Origin of the sequence: Enterobacter sp. Acro-832 (assembly GCF_011752745.1) — a bacterium.
In the GTDB taxonomy this organism is placed as follows: Bacteria; Pseudomonadota; Gammaproteobacteria; order Enterobacterales; family Enterobacteriaceae; genus Enterobacter; species Enterobacter quasiroggenkampii.
In genome coordinates, this window is record NZ_VWWX01000007.1 from 66474 (window position 1) to 82412 (window position 15939).

Annotated in this window: 12 protein-coding genes; 8 read left to right on the forward strand and 4 right to left on the reverse strand. The window is 57.7% G+C overall.

All coding sequences use genetic code 11. From position 1 onward, the window contains the following. Positions 1–99: 99 nt before the first annotated feature. A complete protein-coding gene (locus F3J31_RS19960; RefSeq protein WP_045909021.1) occupies positions 100–1149 on the reverse strand; it encodes an AI-2E family transporter in 1050 nt (349 codons plus the stop codon). A 145-nt stretch (positions 1150–1294) separates the two neighbouring features. Here F3J31_RS19960 and F3J31_RS19965 point away from each other — a divergent pair, with 145 nt between their 5' ends. After that, positions 1295–2512 (forward strand): MFS transporter, encoded by a 1218-nt coding sequence (locus tag F3J31_RS19965; protein ID WP_048027718.1) that lies wholly within the window; start codon positions 1295–1297, stop codon positions 2510–2512. A gap of 4 nt (positions 2513–2516) precedes the next feature. On the opposite strand, the gene F3J31_RS19970 is transcribed toward F3J31_RS19965, so the two are convergent. Beyond that, positions 2517–3074 (reverse strand): DcrB family lipoprotein, encoded by a 558-nt coding sequence (locus F3J31_RS19970; protein ID WP_008503073.1) that lies wholly within the window; start codon positions 3072–3074, stop codon positions 2517–2519. Positions 3075–3146: 72 nt separating this feature from the next. Continuing rightward, on the reverse strand, positions 3147–3812 hold the full coding sequence (locus F3J31_RS19975) for a 7-cyano-7-deazaguanine/7-aminomethyl-7-deazaguanine transporter (protein WP_008503072.1): 666 nt from the start codon (positions 3810–3812) through the stop codon (positions 3147–3149). A 167-nt stretch (positions 3813–3979) separates the two neighbouring features. On the opposite strand from F3J31_RS19975, the gene tusA reads away from it, so the two are divergent. Next, the gene (gene tusA, locus F3J31_RS19980; protein ID WP_008503071.1) at positions 3980–4222 is read left to right on the forward strand and encodes a sulfurtransferase TusA; all 243 of its coding nucleotides are present in this window, start codon (positions 3980–3982) and stop codon (positions 4220–4222) included. Between the two features lie 140 nt (positions 4223–4362). Here tusA and yhgN read toward each other — a convergent pair whose 3' ends face one another. Beyond that, positions 4363–4956 (reverse strand): NAAT family transporter YhgN, encoded by a 594-nt coding sequence (gene yhgN, locus F3J31_RS19985; RefSeq protein WP_003861574.1) that lies wholly within the window; start codon positions 4954–4956, stop codon positions 4363–4365. Between the two features lie 177 nt (positions 4957–5133). Here yhgN and asd point away from each other — a divergent pair, with 177 nt between their 5' ends. From asd to glgP, 6 genes are all read left to right on the forward strand, one after another. Beyond that, the gene (gene asd, locus F3J31_RS19990) at positions 5134–6237 is read left to right on the forward strand and encodes an aspartate-semialdehyde dehydrogenase (RefSeq protein ID WP_167214893.1); all 1104 of its coding nucleotides are present in this window, start codon (positions 5134–5136) and stop codon (positions 6235–6237) included. Positions 6238–6486: 249 nt separating this feature from the next. After that, a complete protein-coding gene (gene glgB, locus F3J31_RS19995) occupies positions 6487–8673 on the forward strand; it encodes a 1,4-alpha-glucan branching enzyme (RefSeq protein ID WP_167214896.1) in 2187 nt (728 codons plus the stop codon). Then, positions 8670–10643 (forward strand): glycogen debranching protein GlgX, encoded by a 1974-nt coding sequence (gene glgX / locus F3J31_RS20000; protein WP_167214899.1) that lies wholly within the window; start codon positions 8670–8672, stop codon positions 10641–10643. Before glgB ends, glgX begins: the two co-directional genes overlap by 4 nt. Before the next feature lie 17 nt (positions 10644–10660). Continuing rightward, entirely contained in the window at positions 10661–11956 is a 1296-nt protein-coding gene (gene glgC, locus F3J31_RS20005; RefSeq protein WP_008503066.1) for a glucose-1-phosphate adenylyltransferase, read from the forward strand. After that, positions 11956–13389 (forward strand): glycogen synthase GlgA, encoded by a 1434-nt coding sequence (gene glgA / locus F3J31_RS20010; RefSeq protein WP_167215001.1) that lies wholly within the window; start codon positions 11956–11958, stop codon positions 13387–13389. Before glgC ends, glgA begins: the two co-directional genes overlap by 1 nt. A gap of 18 nt (positions 13390–13407) precedes the next feature. Then, on the forward strand, positions 13408–15855 hold the full coding sequence (gene glgP, locus F3J31_RS20015; RefSeq protein ID WP_025910282.1) for a glycogen phosphorylase: 2448 nt from the start codon (positions 13408–13410) through the stop codon (positions 15853–15855). Positions 15856–15939: the final 84 nt, after the last annotated feature.

Genomic DNA, 15939 nt, shown 5'->3' on the forward strand with positions numbered 1-15939 from the left:
GTCTGGCCTTCAGTCAAAACAGAGAGAGTCGCAAAGTTGCGCGGCGAAACCATTACTATAATCTATTGTCCCCGGTAATGGCTAACCAGACGAGAGTGCTTACCCAGGCAACCGGCTTTTTGGCCTCCCCGGCCCGAGCAGGATCGCCAGCTTGCTGCCGCCTTTAGTGGTTTCCATCCAGATCTTACACACGCTGGTCAGGGGGACCGACAGCAGCATACCGACCGGGCCCAGCAGCCATCCCCAAATCAGTAAGGATAAAAATACGACCAGCGTCGACATGCCCAGCCGGTGCCCCATCATGCGCGGCTCGAGAATATTGCCCAGCACCATGTGCACGACGAGGAATAACGCGCCGACCAGCATACATTCGTAGAAACCGTTAAACAGAAACGCCTGAATCATCGGCGGCACGGCGGAAAGCACCGCGCCAATATTGGGAACGTAGTTGAGCAGAAAGGCCAGTACGCCCCACATCAGCGCGAACTGCACGTCCATCAGCATCAGCCCCAGCCAGACAATCACCCCGGTCCAGACGCTCAGCAGCGTTTTCAGCGCCAGATATTTTGAGACTCCCTTCAGCGCCCGGTGTAATCCGGCAATGTGAATTTGGGGATTATTCAACGCAAAGCGCAGTTTATAGGGGACGTGGCGGACTTCAAACAGCATAAACACCACCGTCATGACCAGCAGCAGAATGCTGGCCATCGCGCCGGAAAGCCCCGTCATCAGCGTGGTGGCGTAGGTCATAACCTTCTCGGAATCCATCCTGCGCAGCATCCGTTCAGGTGAGATATGCAGATTGAGAAAGGGCACCATCTCCTGCAGCGCCACAATCTTACGCGTCAGCTCTTTGTTGTACTGCGGCAGCATGGTGGAGAATTCGCTCAGCGAGGCCGCCAGCACGCCGAAGAGCGCCGTCAGGGCAATCAGCATCACGATGACGACGATGGTGATGGCGACCGGACGGCTGACGCCCCGGCGAAGAAACCAGGTGACCAGAGGATTAAGCACAATGGCAAAAAAGAGCGCCAGCAGGAGCTGGACAATAATGTCAGCGGCAGCATGGATACCCGCAAGGATAACCACCAGACAGGCGAGCTTTAATAAGATGTGGAGTCCTGCTTTGTCGGACGGGTTAGCGATCATGCGTGTTCCTTAATATGATGACCCGGTAAGTGTAGTGCCCGGGCTTCGCTTCGTCTGGCACCGTTAATCTGAAAGTCGGTGCTGATTTTCTTATTGGGGCGTGGTAATAGTGAAACACTGTTGTAAAAAATCCAGGTAGAACCCCATGCCCGAACCTGCCGCTGAAACGGCACTGAGCGGACTGCGCCTCAATCTGCGCATCGTTTCCGTTGTTATTTTCAACTTTGCCAGCTATCTCACCATCGGCCTGCCGCTGGCGGTCCTGCCGGGCTATGTCCATGACGTGATGGGCTTCAGTGCCTTCTGGGCGGGGCTGGTGATTAGCCTGCAGTATTTCGCGACACTCCTGAGCCGACCGCATGCCGGTCGCTACGCGGACACGTTCGGTCCAAAAAGCATTGTGGTGGTGGGATTGTGCGGCTGCTTCCTCAGTGGCCTGAGCTACCTGCTGGCTGCCACGACCAGCCACTGGCCGTTGGTCAGCCTGGCGCTCCTCTGCCTGGGCCGCGTCATCCTCGGCATCGGGCAAAGCCTGGCGGGAACCGGCTCGACGCTGTGGGGCGTGGGGGTTGTCGGTGCGCCGCACATTGGCCGGGTGATCTCCTGGAACGGGATTGTCACCTACGGTGCGATGGCGCTCGGTGCGCCGCTCGGCGTGGCCTGCTATGCGTTTGGCGGGCTGTATGGGCTGGCCGTCACCATCATGGCGGTCGCGCTGCTGGCGATTCTGTTTGCGCTGCCGCGCCCGAAAGTGAAGGCCAGCAAGGGCAAGCCGCTGCCGTTTCGGGCGGTGCTGGGGCGCGTCTGGCCGTACGGCATGGCGCTGGCGCTGGCGACCACCGGCTTCGGTGTGATCGCGACCTTCATTACCCTGTTCTATGACGCCAAAGGCTGGGACGGCGCGGCCTTTGCGTTAACCCTGTTCAGCTGCGCGTTTGTTGGCGCGCGCCTGCTTTTCCCTAACGGCATCAACCGTCTGGGTGGGCTGAACGTGGCGATGATCTGCTTTGCGATAGAAATTGTCGGACTGCTGCTGACCGGAATAGCGATGGTGCCCTGGGTCGCGAAAGTGGGCGTCTTCCTCGCGGGAGCCGGTTTTTCACTGGTCTTCCCGGCGCTGGGCGTGGTGGCGGTTAAAGCCGTGCCACCGCAGAATCAGGGCGCCGCGCTGGCGACCTATACGGTGTTTATGGATATGTCGTTAGGCATTACCGGCCCGCTGGCGGGGCTGGTGATGGCCTGGGCAGGCGTGCCGGTGATCTATCTTGCCGCAGCGGGTCTGGTGATCGTGGCCTTGCTGCTGACGTGGCGGCTAAAAAAATGGCCCCCGGTGCAGGCACCGGAGGCCACGTCATCATCGTGAAACGTTACTGGATCACGATGGTGTTAATGATGTTTTCAGCAGCCGTTTGCGCTTTCTGCTGATCTTCCGCTGGCAGGGTGATCTGCAGGGTCAGGAGTTTGTTATCGACCTTGCCCAGCACGACAGAGGAGTACGCGGTCTGGCCTTTCGCAGAGATGATGCTGTCCAGTTGCTGCAGCTTATGGCCTTTCAGCTCGATGGATTTATTGGTCACGACCTGCAGCTGCGGGTCGCGGCCACGCTGCTGATCTTCCAGACGTTTGGACAGGACGGCCAGATCTTCGCTGGTGTCGTCGCCCACAATCACAATGACCGCTTTCTGCCCGGTTGCGTCGGAGTAAACGTGCATGTTGTTCGCCTGAGTGCCCAGCTTGCCGCTCTGGTCAGTCATATCGGCTGGCAGAGAGAAGCTAAGTTTGCCATCCATCAGATTCACCGGCTGGCCGGTCGCATTGCTTTCTGCGGATGCGCCCTGAGCAGGCGTTTTCGTGTCGCTGTTATCACAGGCTGCAAGACCCACAACCAGCAGGCCAATCCCGACATATTTAACCAGATTGCGCATTGACTTCTTCCTTTCGATAAACGGCCATAACGGCTCATTCGTTCATCTTATCACAACTGATAAAGCGAACCCTTAACCTGCCTGCAATGCCGTGATTTCAGATTTATCTGCCAGTCTTTTCAGCAGCATATTCAGCAGCACGCCGTACATCGGCAGGAAGAAGACAATGCTGATGAGCACCTTAAAGCAGTAGTCCACCAGCGCGATTTCCATCCAGTGTTCGGCCATAAACGCATCCGGGCTACGCCAGAAGGCGATGAAGAAGAAGGCCAGCGTATCGCTCACGTTACCGAACAGCGTGGAGGCGGTGGGGGCCATCCACCAGCGATGATTCTGACGCAGGCGGTTAAACACGTGTACGTCCAGAATCTGCCCCAGCGCGTAGGCCATAAAGCTTGCTGCGGCGATACGGGCGACAAACAGGTTGAAGTGGGTTAATGCCTCAAAACCCTGCCAGCTTCCCATATAAAACAGAGACGAAACCCCGTACGAGATGAACAGCGCCGGGAGCATGACCGCAAAAATAATGCGGCGAGCCAGCGGTGCGCCAAAGATACGCACGGTCAGATCGGTGGCGAGGAAAATAAACGGGAAACTGAACGCGCCCCAGGTGGTATGGAAACCAAAGATGGAGATCGGGAGCTGCACCAGATAGTTGCTGGAGGTGATCACCAGCAAATGGAAAAGCGAAAGCCAGAACAACGCTTTTACGCGCTGAGATTCAGAAAACTGCGTCATATTGTGACCTTTTTATACGTTGGGGTGAGGGAACCCAATAAAAACCGCAGCATGATACTGCTTTGGCAGGACATTGCAATGGTTAGTTTTTACGCAATCGTTAACCTGGTTTGCATTGATCGCAACCGGGCGTAAACTACAGCCGTTTTTACCTGACCGAGAAGATCATGACCGACCTGTTTTCCAGCCCAGACCACACCCTTGATGCCCAGGGCCTTCGCTGCCCGGAACCGGTAATGATGGTACGTAAAACCGTGCGCAACATGCAGACCGGTGAAACGCTGCTGATCATCGCCGACGACCCGGCCACGACCCGCGACATTCCCGGTTTTTGTACCTTTATGGAGCATGAGCTGGTGGCACAGCAGACTGAGGCGCTGCCGTACCGGTATTTGATTCGTAAGGGGTAAGTTTTGTAGGCCGGGTAAGGCGAAGCCGCCACCCGGCGAATATGTTTCCTCTGCGGCCTGATGCCCTCACCCCGTCCTTCTCCCACGGGGAGAGGGAGCAAACACTAAAAATGTCCACGTAGTGGCCATTTTGCTTTTACCTAGCCCTTCATCCACGCCCGGATCCCGTCCAGGAACATCTGCGTTGCCATCATGACCAGAATCAGCCCCATCAGGCGTTCCAGCGCGTTTACCCCTTTTTCGCCCAGCAGGCGCAGGAACAGGGACGACTGCAGCAGGATAATGAACGTCCCGCCCCAGGCAATCAGCAGGGCAATCACCAGATGGCTCATCTGATTCGGATACTGATGCGACAGCAGCATCAGCGTGGCCAGAATGGTCGGGCCCGCGACGAGGGGGATCGCCAGCGGCACAATAAATGGCTCTTCACCCGCAGGCAGGCCGCTGCTGCTGCCTTCCGCGCTCGGGAAAATCATCTTAATGGCAATCAGGAACAGAATAATCCCGCCGGAAATCGACACGGTTTCGGCACGCAGGTTCAGGAATGCGAGAATTTTTTCACCCGCAAACAGGAAGATAAACATCACCAGCAAGGCGATGAGCAGCTCGCGGATCATGATCGCCCGGCGACGCTTCGGCTCGGTGTGTTTTAGCACCGACATGAAGATGGGCAGGTTGCCCAGGGGATCCATAATCAGGATCAATAAAACCGCGGCGGAAATGATTTCACTCATGTAAATTATCCCTGAAACTCTCTAAGGTTATTATGATAATTAGCTGTATTTCTGATTGCCGGGCAATCATCGATTAATTTCGCTTGCGACTTTGGCAGCATTTTGTAATGTGAAGCATATCCCAGTTCAATACTGGCTTGCACAATCAGCACACACCCTCAGCAGGAAAAAAATGCTATGAAAAACGTTGGTTTTATCGGCTGGCGCGGTATGGTCGGCTCTGTACTCATGCAACGCATGGTTGAAGAGCGCGATTTCGACGCTATCCGCCCGGTCTTCTTCTCCACTTCTCAGCTCGGCCAGGCTGCTCCGTCCTTTGGTGGTACCACAGGCACGTTGCAGGATGCTTACGATCTGGAAGCGCTGAAGGCGCTCGACATTATTGTGACCTGCCAGGGCGGCGATTATACCAACGAAATCTATCCAAAGCTGCGTGAAAGCGGCTGGCAGGGCTACTGGATTGATGCGGCCTCGTCGCTGCGCATGAAAGACGATGCCATCATCATTCTCGACCCGGTTAACCAGGACGTGATCACCGATGGTCTGAACAACGGCGTGAAAACTTTTGTTGGCGGTAACTGCACCGTCAGCCTGATGCTGATGTCCCTCGGCGGCCTGTTCGCGCAGGATCTGGTGGAGTGGGTCTCCGTGGCGACCTACCAGGCGGCGTCCGGCGGCGGTGCGCGTCACATGCGCGAGCTGCTGACCCAGATGGGCCAGCTGCACCAGAGCGTTGCGACCGAGCTGGCAAACCCGGCATCCGCTATTCTGGATATCGAGCGTAAAGTGACCCAACTGACCCGCAGCGGTGAGCTGCCGGTGGATAACTTTGGCGTACCGCTGGCCGGCGGCCTGATCCCGTGGATCGACAAGCAACTGGATAATGGCCAGACCCGTGAAGAGTGGAAAGGCCAGGCTGAGACCAACAAAATCCTCAATACCGCGAACACCATTCCAGTTGACGGTCTCTGCGTACGTATCGGCGCACTGCGCTGCCACAGCCAGGCCTTCACCATTAAACTGAAAAAAGATGTGTCTATTCCGACCGTGGAAGAGCTGCTGGCCGCGCACAACCCGTGGGCGAAAGTGGTACCAAACGATCGCGATATCACTATGCGCGAGCTGACCCCGGCAGCGGTGACCGGCACGCTGACCACGCCGGTTGGCCGTCTGCGTAAGCTGAATATGGGGCCGGAGTATCTCTCCGCATTCACCGTCGGTGACCAGCTCCTGTGGGGCGCCGCCGAGCCGCTGCGCCGCATGCTGCGCCAGCTGGCGTAATAATTTGTTAAATACCAGGGGTGATTTTCACCCCTTTTTTTTGCGTACTACATGGAGTAACACGCGTATGTCTTATTTTTTATCAGGAGTCATCTAGAGCGTTGGCTATGCTTTAAGGAAGAGTCATTTCTTACCTGAGGTTCGAGCGGAGCAGAATGGATGCACATTTTTGTGCTGTCCCGTTCAGGTCACATTAAAAGTCGTCCCGGAGCGCTTAAAAAGGACGACATAAAAAACAGGATGAATACCATGTCCGATCGTGTGGATAGAGACGTGATTAATGCGCTTATTGCGGGTCATTTCGCTGACCCCTTTTCTGTGCTTGGGATGCACCGTACTGAGGCCGGTCTGGAAGTTCGGGCACTGTTACCGGATGCCACAGAAGTCTGGGTGATTGAACCCAAAACCGGCCGCAAGGTCGGTAACCTGGAATGCCTCGATTCCCGTGGCTTCTTCTCGAGCGTGATGCCTCGTCGTAAAAATCCTTTTCGCTATCAGCTCGCCGTTCTCTGGCACGGTCAGCAAAACCTGATTGACGATCCCTACAGCTTTGGCCCTCTGCTTAAAGAGATGGATGCCTGGCTGCTCTCCGAAGGGACGCATCTTCGCCCTTATGAAACGCTGGGTGCCCATGCCGATACCATGGACGGCATTACCGGCACGCGCTTCTCCGTGTGGGCGCCCAATGCCCAGCGTGTCTCCGTTGTCGGACAGTTCAACTACTGGGATGGCCGCCGCCACCCGATGCGCCTGCGTCGGGAAACCGGCATCTGGGAGCTGTTTATCCCCGGGGCGCACCACGGGCAGCTTTATAAATTCGAGATGATTGACGCCCACGGCAAGCTGCGCATTAAAGCCGACCCGTATGCCTTCGAAGCGCAGATGCGTCCGGATACCGCGTCGCTGATTTGCGGCCTGCCGGAGAAGGTCGTTCAGACGGAGGAGCGTAAACAGGCTAACCGCTTTGATGCGCCGATCTCCGTCTATGAAGTCCATCTCGGCTCCTGGCGTCGCCACACCGATAACAACTTCTGGCTCAGCTACCGGGAGCTTGCCGACCAGCTGGTCCCGTACGCCAAATGGATGGGCTTTACCCACCTGGAGCTGCTGCCGGTCAACGAGCACCCGTTCGACGGCAGCTGGGGCTATCAGCCCACCGGGCTGTATGCGCCGACCCGCCGCTTCGGCACCCGCGATGACTTCCGCTATTTCATTGATGCCGCGCACGCCGCCGGGCTGAACGTCATCCTCGACTGGGTGCCGGGCCATTTCCCGGCGGATGATTTTGCGCTGGCAGAGTTTGACGGTACGAAGCTGTACGAGCACAGCGATCCGCGCGAAGGCTATCACCAGGACTGGAACACGCTGATCTACAACTACGGTCGCCGTGAGGTCTCAAACTACCTGGTCGGGAATGCCCTGTACTGGATCGAGCGGTTTGGCATCGATGCCCTGCGCGTGGATGCGGTGGCGTCAATGATCTACCGCGACTACAGCCGCAAAGAGGGGGAGTGGATCCCGAACGAGTTTGGTGGCCGCGAAAACCTGGAGGCGATTGAATTCCTGCGTAATACCAACCGCATTATCGGCGAGCAGGTGGACGGTGCCGTGACCATGGCGGAAGAGTCCACCGACTTTGCGGGCGTCTCCCGTCCGCCGTCATTGGGCGGCCTGGGGTTCTGGTATAAGTGGAACCTGGGCTGGATGCACGACACGCTCGACTACATGAAGCTGGATCCGGTTCACCGTAAGTATCATCACGATAAGCTGACGTTCGGGATGCTCTACAACTACACCGAAAACTTCATGCTGCCGCTGTCGCACGATGAGGTGGTACACGGTAAAAAATCGATTCTCGACCGCATGCCGGGCGACGCGTGGCAGAAGTTTGCCAACCTGCGCGCCTATTACGGCTGGATGTTTGCCTTCCCGGGCAAGAAACTGCTGTTCATGGGCAATGAGTTCGCCCAAGGGCGCGAGTGGAACCACGACGCCAGCCTCGACTGGCATCTGCTGGAAGGCGGCGACAACTGGCACCACGGGGTGCAGCGTCTGGTACGCGATCTGAACCTGACCTATCGCCACCACAAAGCGCTGCACGAACTCGACTTCGATCCGTACGGCTTTGAATGGCTGGTAGTGGACGACCATGAGCGCTCGGTGTTTGTCTTTGTGCGTCGTGACAAAGCGGGTAACGAGATCATCGTCGCCAGCAACTTCACCCCGGTGCCGCGTGAACACTACCGCTTCGGCATTAACCAGCCGGGCAAATGGCGTGAAATTCTGAATACCGACTCGATGCACTACCACGGCAGCAACGCCGGTAACGGCGGGCTGGTACAGAGCGACGCCATTGAAAGCCACGGGCGACCCAACTCCCTGAGCCTGACGCTGCCGCCGCTTGGCACCATCTGGCTGATGCGGGAGGGCGAATGACGCAGCTTACGGCAGGTAAACCCGAACCGCTCGGGGCGCATTTTGACGGAAAGGGGGTCAATTTCACCCTCTTTTCCGCTCACGCCGAGCGGGTAGAACTGTGCGTGTTTGACGGGGAAGGTAACGAGCACCGTTACGATTTACCCTCGCGCACGGGGGATACCTGGCACGGCTACCTGGCCGGAGGGCGGCCCGGCATGCACTACGGCTTTCGCGTTCACGGTCCGTGGGATCCGGCGCAGGGTCACTGGTTTAACCCGGCGAAGCTGTTGATTGACCCGTGCGCGCACCGCGTGGACGGCGAATTTAAAGATGACCCGCTCTTCCACGTGGGCTACGGCGAGCCTGACCACCGCGACAGCGCGCCCGTCGCGCCAAAAAGCGTGGTGGTGAACGATCTTTATGACTGGGAAGACGATGCCCCGCCGCACACGCCGTGGGGCAATACGGTTATTTATGAAGCCCACGTCAAAGGGCTGACCTACCTGCATCCGTCGATCCCCAAAGAGATGCGCGGCACCTACAAGGCGCTCGGGCATCCCACCATGATCGCCTACCTGAAACACCTCGGCATCACCGCCCTGGAACTGCTCCCTGTTGCCCATTTTGCCAGCGAGCCGCGTCTGCAGCGGCTGGGGCTAAGCAACTACTGGGGCTACAACCCGCTGGCGATGTTCGCGCTCGAACCGCGCTATGCCGTCCATCCGGAAAAGGCGCGGGACGAGTTCCGCGATGCGGTGAAGGCGCTCCACGCGGCGGGCATTGAGGTCATTCTGGACGTGGTGCTGAACCACAGCGCAGAAAGCGATCTCGACGGCCCGACGCTCTCCATGCGCGGAATTGATAACCGTAGCTATTATTGGATCAGGCAGGATGGCGATTACGAGAACTGGACCGGCTGCGGCAACACGCTCAATCTCAGCCATCCGGCGGTCACGCATTTTGCGTATGAATGCCTGAAATACTGGGTAGAGACGTACCACGTCGACGGTTTTCGTTTCGACCTGGCGCCCGTCATGGGACGCACGCCGGCGTTCAGCCAGCAGGCGCCATTGTTTGAGGCGATAAAAAACTGTCCGGTGCTCTCGCAGGTGAAGCTCATTGCCGAGCCGTGGGACATCGGTGAAGGCGGTTATCAGGTCGGGAATTTCCCGCCGCTGTTTGCCGAGTGGAACGACCACTACCGCGACGCCGTACGCCGCTTCTGGCTGGAGCGGAACCTGTCGCTGGGGGAATTTGCCGGGCGCTTTGCCGCGTCGAGCGATCTCTTTAAGCGCGACGGCAAACGCCCCTCGGCCACCGTCAATCTGTTGACGGCGCACGACGGTTTTACGCTCAGGGACTGCGTTTGTTTCAATCAGAAACACAATGAGGCGAACGGCGAAGAGAATCGCGATGGCACTAACAATAACCATAGCTTCAATCATGGTATAGAAGGGTTAGGCGGAAGTCTGGATGTGATAGAGCGGCGACGCGCCAGCGTTCATGCGCTGCTGACAACGCTTTTACTGTCGCAGGGCACGCCGATGCTGCTGGCAGGTGACGAGCATGGTCATAGCCAGCACGGTAACAACAACGCCTATTGCCAGGACAACACCTTAACCTGGCTCGACTGGGGTGAAGCCAACAGCGGGCTGATTCATTTTACTGCTGCGCTGATCCATCTTCGCCAGCAGATCCCCGCGCTGACCGCCAACAACTGGTGGGAAGAGGGTGACGGCAACGTTCGCTGGCTGAATAAAGACGCGCAACCGTTAAGCGCGCAAGAGTGGCAACACGGCGTACCACGCCTGCAAATCCTGCTGTCGGATAAATGGCTGGTCACGCTGAACGCGACGGATGACGTCGCAGAGATTGTTTTACCTGAAGGGGAATGGCGCGCCGTTCCTCCCTTTGCCGGAGCGGATAATCCGGTAGTAATGGCTGTCTGGCACGGGCCTGCGCACGGAGTGTGCGTATTCCAAAGATGATAAAAAAGGAGTTAGTCATGGTTAGATTAGAGAAGAACGATCCCTTAATGTTGGCACGCCAGCTACCATTAAAAACGGTTGCCCTGATACTTGCGGGCGGGCGTGGTACCCGTCTGAAAGATTTGACCATCAAGCGCGCCAAACCGGCTGTTCACTTTGGTGGTAAGTTCCGTATCATCGACTTTGCGCTCTCCAACTGCCTGAACTCGGGCATTCGCCGCATCGGCGTCATTACGCAGTATCAGTCGCATACGCTGGTTCAGCATATCCAGCGCGGCTGGTCATTCTTCAGCGAAGAGATGAACGAGTTTGTCGATCTCCTTCCAGCGCAGCAACGCGTCCACGGCGAGAACTGGTATCGCGGGACAGCGGATGCGGTGACCCAGAACCTCGACATCATTCGTCGCTACAACGCGGAATACATCGTGATCCTCGCCGGGGACCACATCTACAAGCAAGATTACTCCCACATGCTGATCGACCACGTCGAAAAAGGGGCGCGCTGCACCGTGGCGTGTCTGCCTGTGCCCGTTGCTGAAGCGACGGCCTTTGGCGTCATGCACGTGGATGCGGACGACAAAATTATCGACTTCGTTGAAAAACCGGCGAACCCGCCAACCATGCCGGGCGATGACACCAAATCACTCGCCAGCATGGGGATCTATGTCTTTGACGCAGATTATCTTTATGAGCTGCTGGAAGAAGACGACAAAGACGAAAACTCCAGCCACGACTTCGGTAAAGACATCATTCCGAAAATCACGAAAGCTGGCATGGCGTATGCACATCCTTTCCCGCTGTCCTGCGTGCAGTCCGACCCGAATGCGGAACCCTACTGGCGCGATGTGGGCACGCTGGAAGCGTACTGGAAAGCGAACCTCGATCTGGCATCGGTTACGCCTGAACTGGATATGTATGACCAGAACTGGCCGATTCGTACCCATATGGAGTCGCTGCCGCCGGCCAAGTTCGTCCAGGACCGCTCCGGCAGCCACGGTATGACGCTGAACTCGCTGGTGTCCGGCGGGTGCATTATCTCCGGTTCGGTCGTGGTGCAGTCGGTGCTGTTCCCGCGCGTGCGGATAAATTCATTCTGTAATATCGATTCGGCAGTCTTGTTGCCGGATGTCTGGGTAGGGCGCTCGTGTCGTCTGCGTCGTTGCGTGATCGACCGTGCCTGCGTCATCCCTGAAGGGATGGTTATTGGGGAGAATGCGGAAGAAGACGCGCGTCGTTTCTACCGTTCGGAAGAGGGGATCGTGTTAGTCACACGGGAAATGTTGCGGAAGCTGCAGATCAAACAGGAGCGATGATGCAGGTTTTACACGTATGTTCTGAGATGTTCCCGTTATTAAAAACGGGCGGACTGGCAGATGTGCTTGGCGCATTACCGGCGGCGCAAATCGCCGGAGGCGTGGATACCCGCGTCCTGCTGCCCGCCTTTCCGGATATCCGGCGCGGTATACCTGATGCGAAAGTGGTGACCCGCCGTGAAACGTTTGCCGGACGCATTACCCTGCTGTATGGACATTACAATGGCGTAGGGATTTACCTGATCGACGCGCCGCACTTATACGATCGCCCGGGCAGCCCGTATCACGATACGAACCTGTTCGCCTACACCGACAACGTGCTGCGCTTTGCGCTGCTCGGCTGGGTCGGCGCCGAAATGGCGACGGGGCTGGATCCGTTCTGGCGTCCGGATGTGGTGCACGCGCACGACTGGCACGCCGGGCTTGCTCCGGCGTATCTCGCCGCGCGCGGCCACCCGGCGAAATCGGTCTTTACCGTGCATAACCTGGCGTATCAGGGGATGTACTACGCCCATCACATGAATGACATCGATCTGCCATGGTCGTTCTTTAACATGCACGGTCTGGAGTTTAACGGGCAGATCTCGTTCCTGAAGGCGGGGCTGTACTACGCCGATCACATCACGGCGGTGAGCCCAACCTACGCGCGTGAGATCACCCAGCCGGCATTTGGCTACGGCATGGAAGGGTTGCTGCAGCAGCGCCATCGCGAAGGCCGCCTGTCGGGCATCCTGAACGGCGTGGATGAACAAATCTGGAGCCCGGAAACCGATCTCCTGCTGGCGGCGCGCTACGGTCGTGATTCCGTGGAGGACAAAGCGGAGAACAAACGCCAGCTGCAGATTGCGATGGGCCTGAAGGTGAACGACAAAGTGCCGCTGTTCGCCGTCGTGAGCCGCCTGACCAGCCAGAAAGGGCTGGATCTGGTGCTGGAGGCGCTGCCCGGTTTACTGGAGCAGGGGGGACAGCTGGCGCTGCTCGGCGCGGGCGACCCGGTGCTGCAGGAAGGTTTCCTTGCCGCCGCCGCGGAACACCCGGGGCAGGTGGGCGTGCAGATTGGCTACCACGAAGCGTTCTCGCACCGCATTATGGGCGGCGCGGACGTCATTCTGGTGCCAAGCCGTTTCGAACCCTGCGGCCTGACGCAGCTGTACGGCCTGAAATACGGCACCCTGCCGCTGGTACGCCGCACGGGCGGACTGGCGGATACCGTATCCGACAGCTCTCTGGAAAACCTGGCGGACGGTATCGCCAGCGGATTTGTCTTTGAGGACAGTAATGCCTGGTCGCTGCTTCGGGCGATTCGGCGTGCTTTCGTCTTGTGGTCCCGTCCATCGCTGTGGCGTTACGTACAACGTCAGGCGATGTCCATGGACTTTAGCTGGCATGTCGCGGCGCAGTCATACCGCGATCTCTATCAACGCTTGATGTAACGAGGCGAAGTTACTGATATGAACGCTCCATTTAGCTACTCTTCACCCACGCTCAGCGTTGAGGCGTTAAAGCACTCCATCGCCTACAAGCTGATGTTCACCATCGGGAAAGATCCGGTTATTGCCAACAAGCACGAGTGGCTGAACGCCACCCTGTTTGCCGTACGTGACCGCTTAGTTGAACGCTGGCTGCGCTCAAACCGCGCCCAGCTCTCGCAGGAGACGCGTCAGGTTTACTACCTGTCGATGGAATTTTTGATTGGCCGCACGCTGTCCAATGCGCTGTTGTCGCTCGGTATTTATGACGACGTCAAAACCGCACTGGAAGAGATGGGGTTAGATTTAGAAGAACTGATCGACGAAGAGAACGACCCGGGCCTCGGTAACGGCGGTCTGGGACGTCTCGCCGCCTGCTTCCTTGATTCGCTGGCGACGCTGGCGCTGCCGGGCCGCGGCTACGGTATTCGCTACGATTACGGCATGTTCAAACAGAACATCGTCGACGGGCGTCAGAAAGAGTCCCCGGACTACTGGCTGGAGTACGGCAACCCGTGGGAGTTCAAGCGCCACAACACGCGCTACAAGGTGCGCTTTGGCGGACGTATTCAGCAGGAAGGGAAAAAATCCCGCTGGGTGGAAACGGAAGAGATCCTGGCCGTGGCCTACGACCAGATTATCCCCGGCTACGACACTGACGCCACCAACACGCTGCGCCTGTGGAGTGCCCAGGCCAGTAGCGAAATTAACCTCGGGAAATTTAACCAGGGTGACTACTTCGCGGCGGTGGAGGATAAAAACCACTCCGAGAACGTGTCCCGCGTGCTGTACCCGGATGACTCGACCTACTCGGGCCGCGAGCTGCGCCTGCGTCAGGAGTACTTCCTTGTTTCGGCGACCATTCAGGACATCCTTAGCCGCCACCATCAGCTGCACAAAACCTACGCCAACCTGGCGGAGAAAACCGCGATCCACCTTAATGACACCCACCCGGTGCTCTCTATTCCGGAGCTGATGCGCCTGCTGATCGACGAGCATAAGTTCAGCTGGGATGACGCCTTTGAGGTGACCTGTCAGGTTTTCTCATACACTAACCACACGCTGATGAGCGAAGCGCTGGAGACGTGGCCGGTGGACATGCTCGGCAAAATCCTGCCGCGCCATCTGCAGATTATCTTTGAGATTAACGACTACTTCCTCAAGACGCTGCAGGAGCAGTATCCGAACGATACCGGCCTGCTGAGCCGCGCGTCCATTATTGATGAGTCGAACGGTCGCCGCGTGCGCATGGCCTGGCTGGCGGTTGTCATCAGCCACAAGGTCAACGGCGTGTCCGAGCTCCACTCGAACCTGATGGTGCAGTCGCTGTTTGCGGACTTCGCGAAGATCTTCCCGACGCGGTTCTGCAACGTGACCAACGGCGTCACTCCGCGCCGCTGGCTGGCGCTGGCCAACCAGCCGCTCTCTGAGGTACTGGACGAGAATATTGGCCGCACCTGGCGTACCGATTTGAGCCAACTGAGCGAGCTGGAACAGCATATTGATTTCCCGACGGTGAACAAAGCCGTGCGCGAAGCCAAGCTGCTGAACAAAAAACGTCTGGCGGTCTGGCTGGCGATGCACCTCAACGTGGTGGCAAACCCGAAAGCGCTGTTCGACGTACAGATCAAACGCATCCATGAATACAAGCGTCAGCTGATGAACGTGCTGCACGTGATCACCCATTACAACCGCATCAAGGCCGATCCGACGGCCGAATGGGTGCCGCGCGTGAAGATCTTCGCCGGTAAGGCGGCGTCGGCCTACTACATGGCGAAGCACATTATTCATCTCATCAACGACGTGGCGAAGGTGGTTAACCAGGATCCGGATATTGGCGACAAGCTGAAGGTGGTGTTCATTCCGAACTACAGCGTCAGCCTGGCGCAGCTGATCATCCCGGCGGCGGATCTCTCTGAACAGATTTCCACGGCGGGGACGGAGGCATCCGGCACCAGTAACATGAAGTTTGCCCTCAACGGCGCGCTGACCATCGGCACGCTGGACGGGGCGAACGTCGAGATGCTGGAGCACGTGGGCGAAGACAATATCTTTATCTTCGGTAATACGACGGAAGAGGTGGAGGCGCTGCGCAGGAAAGGCTACTCGCCGCGTCAATATTACGAAGAGGATGAAGAGTTGCGTCAGGTGCTGACGCAGATCGCGACCGGCGTGTTTAGCCCTGATGAACCGAGCCGCTACCGCGATCTGGTGGATTCGCTGATTAACTTTGGCGATCACTACCAGGTGCTGGCGGATTACCGCAGCTACGTGGACTGTCAGGACAAGGTGGACGAGCTGTATCGCCAGCCGGAGAAGTGGACCAGCGCCGCGATGTACAACATCGCCAATATGGGCTATTTCTCGTCAGACAGGACCATCAAGGAGTATGCCGAGACGATCTGGCATATTGATCCGGTGAGGTTGTAAAAACAAAGCCGGGTGGCGGCTTCGCCTTACCCGGCCTGGTTGATCCCGTAGGCCCGGTAAGCGTAGCGCCACCGGGCATTTTTT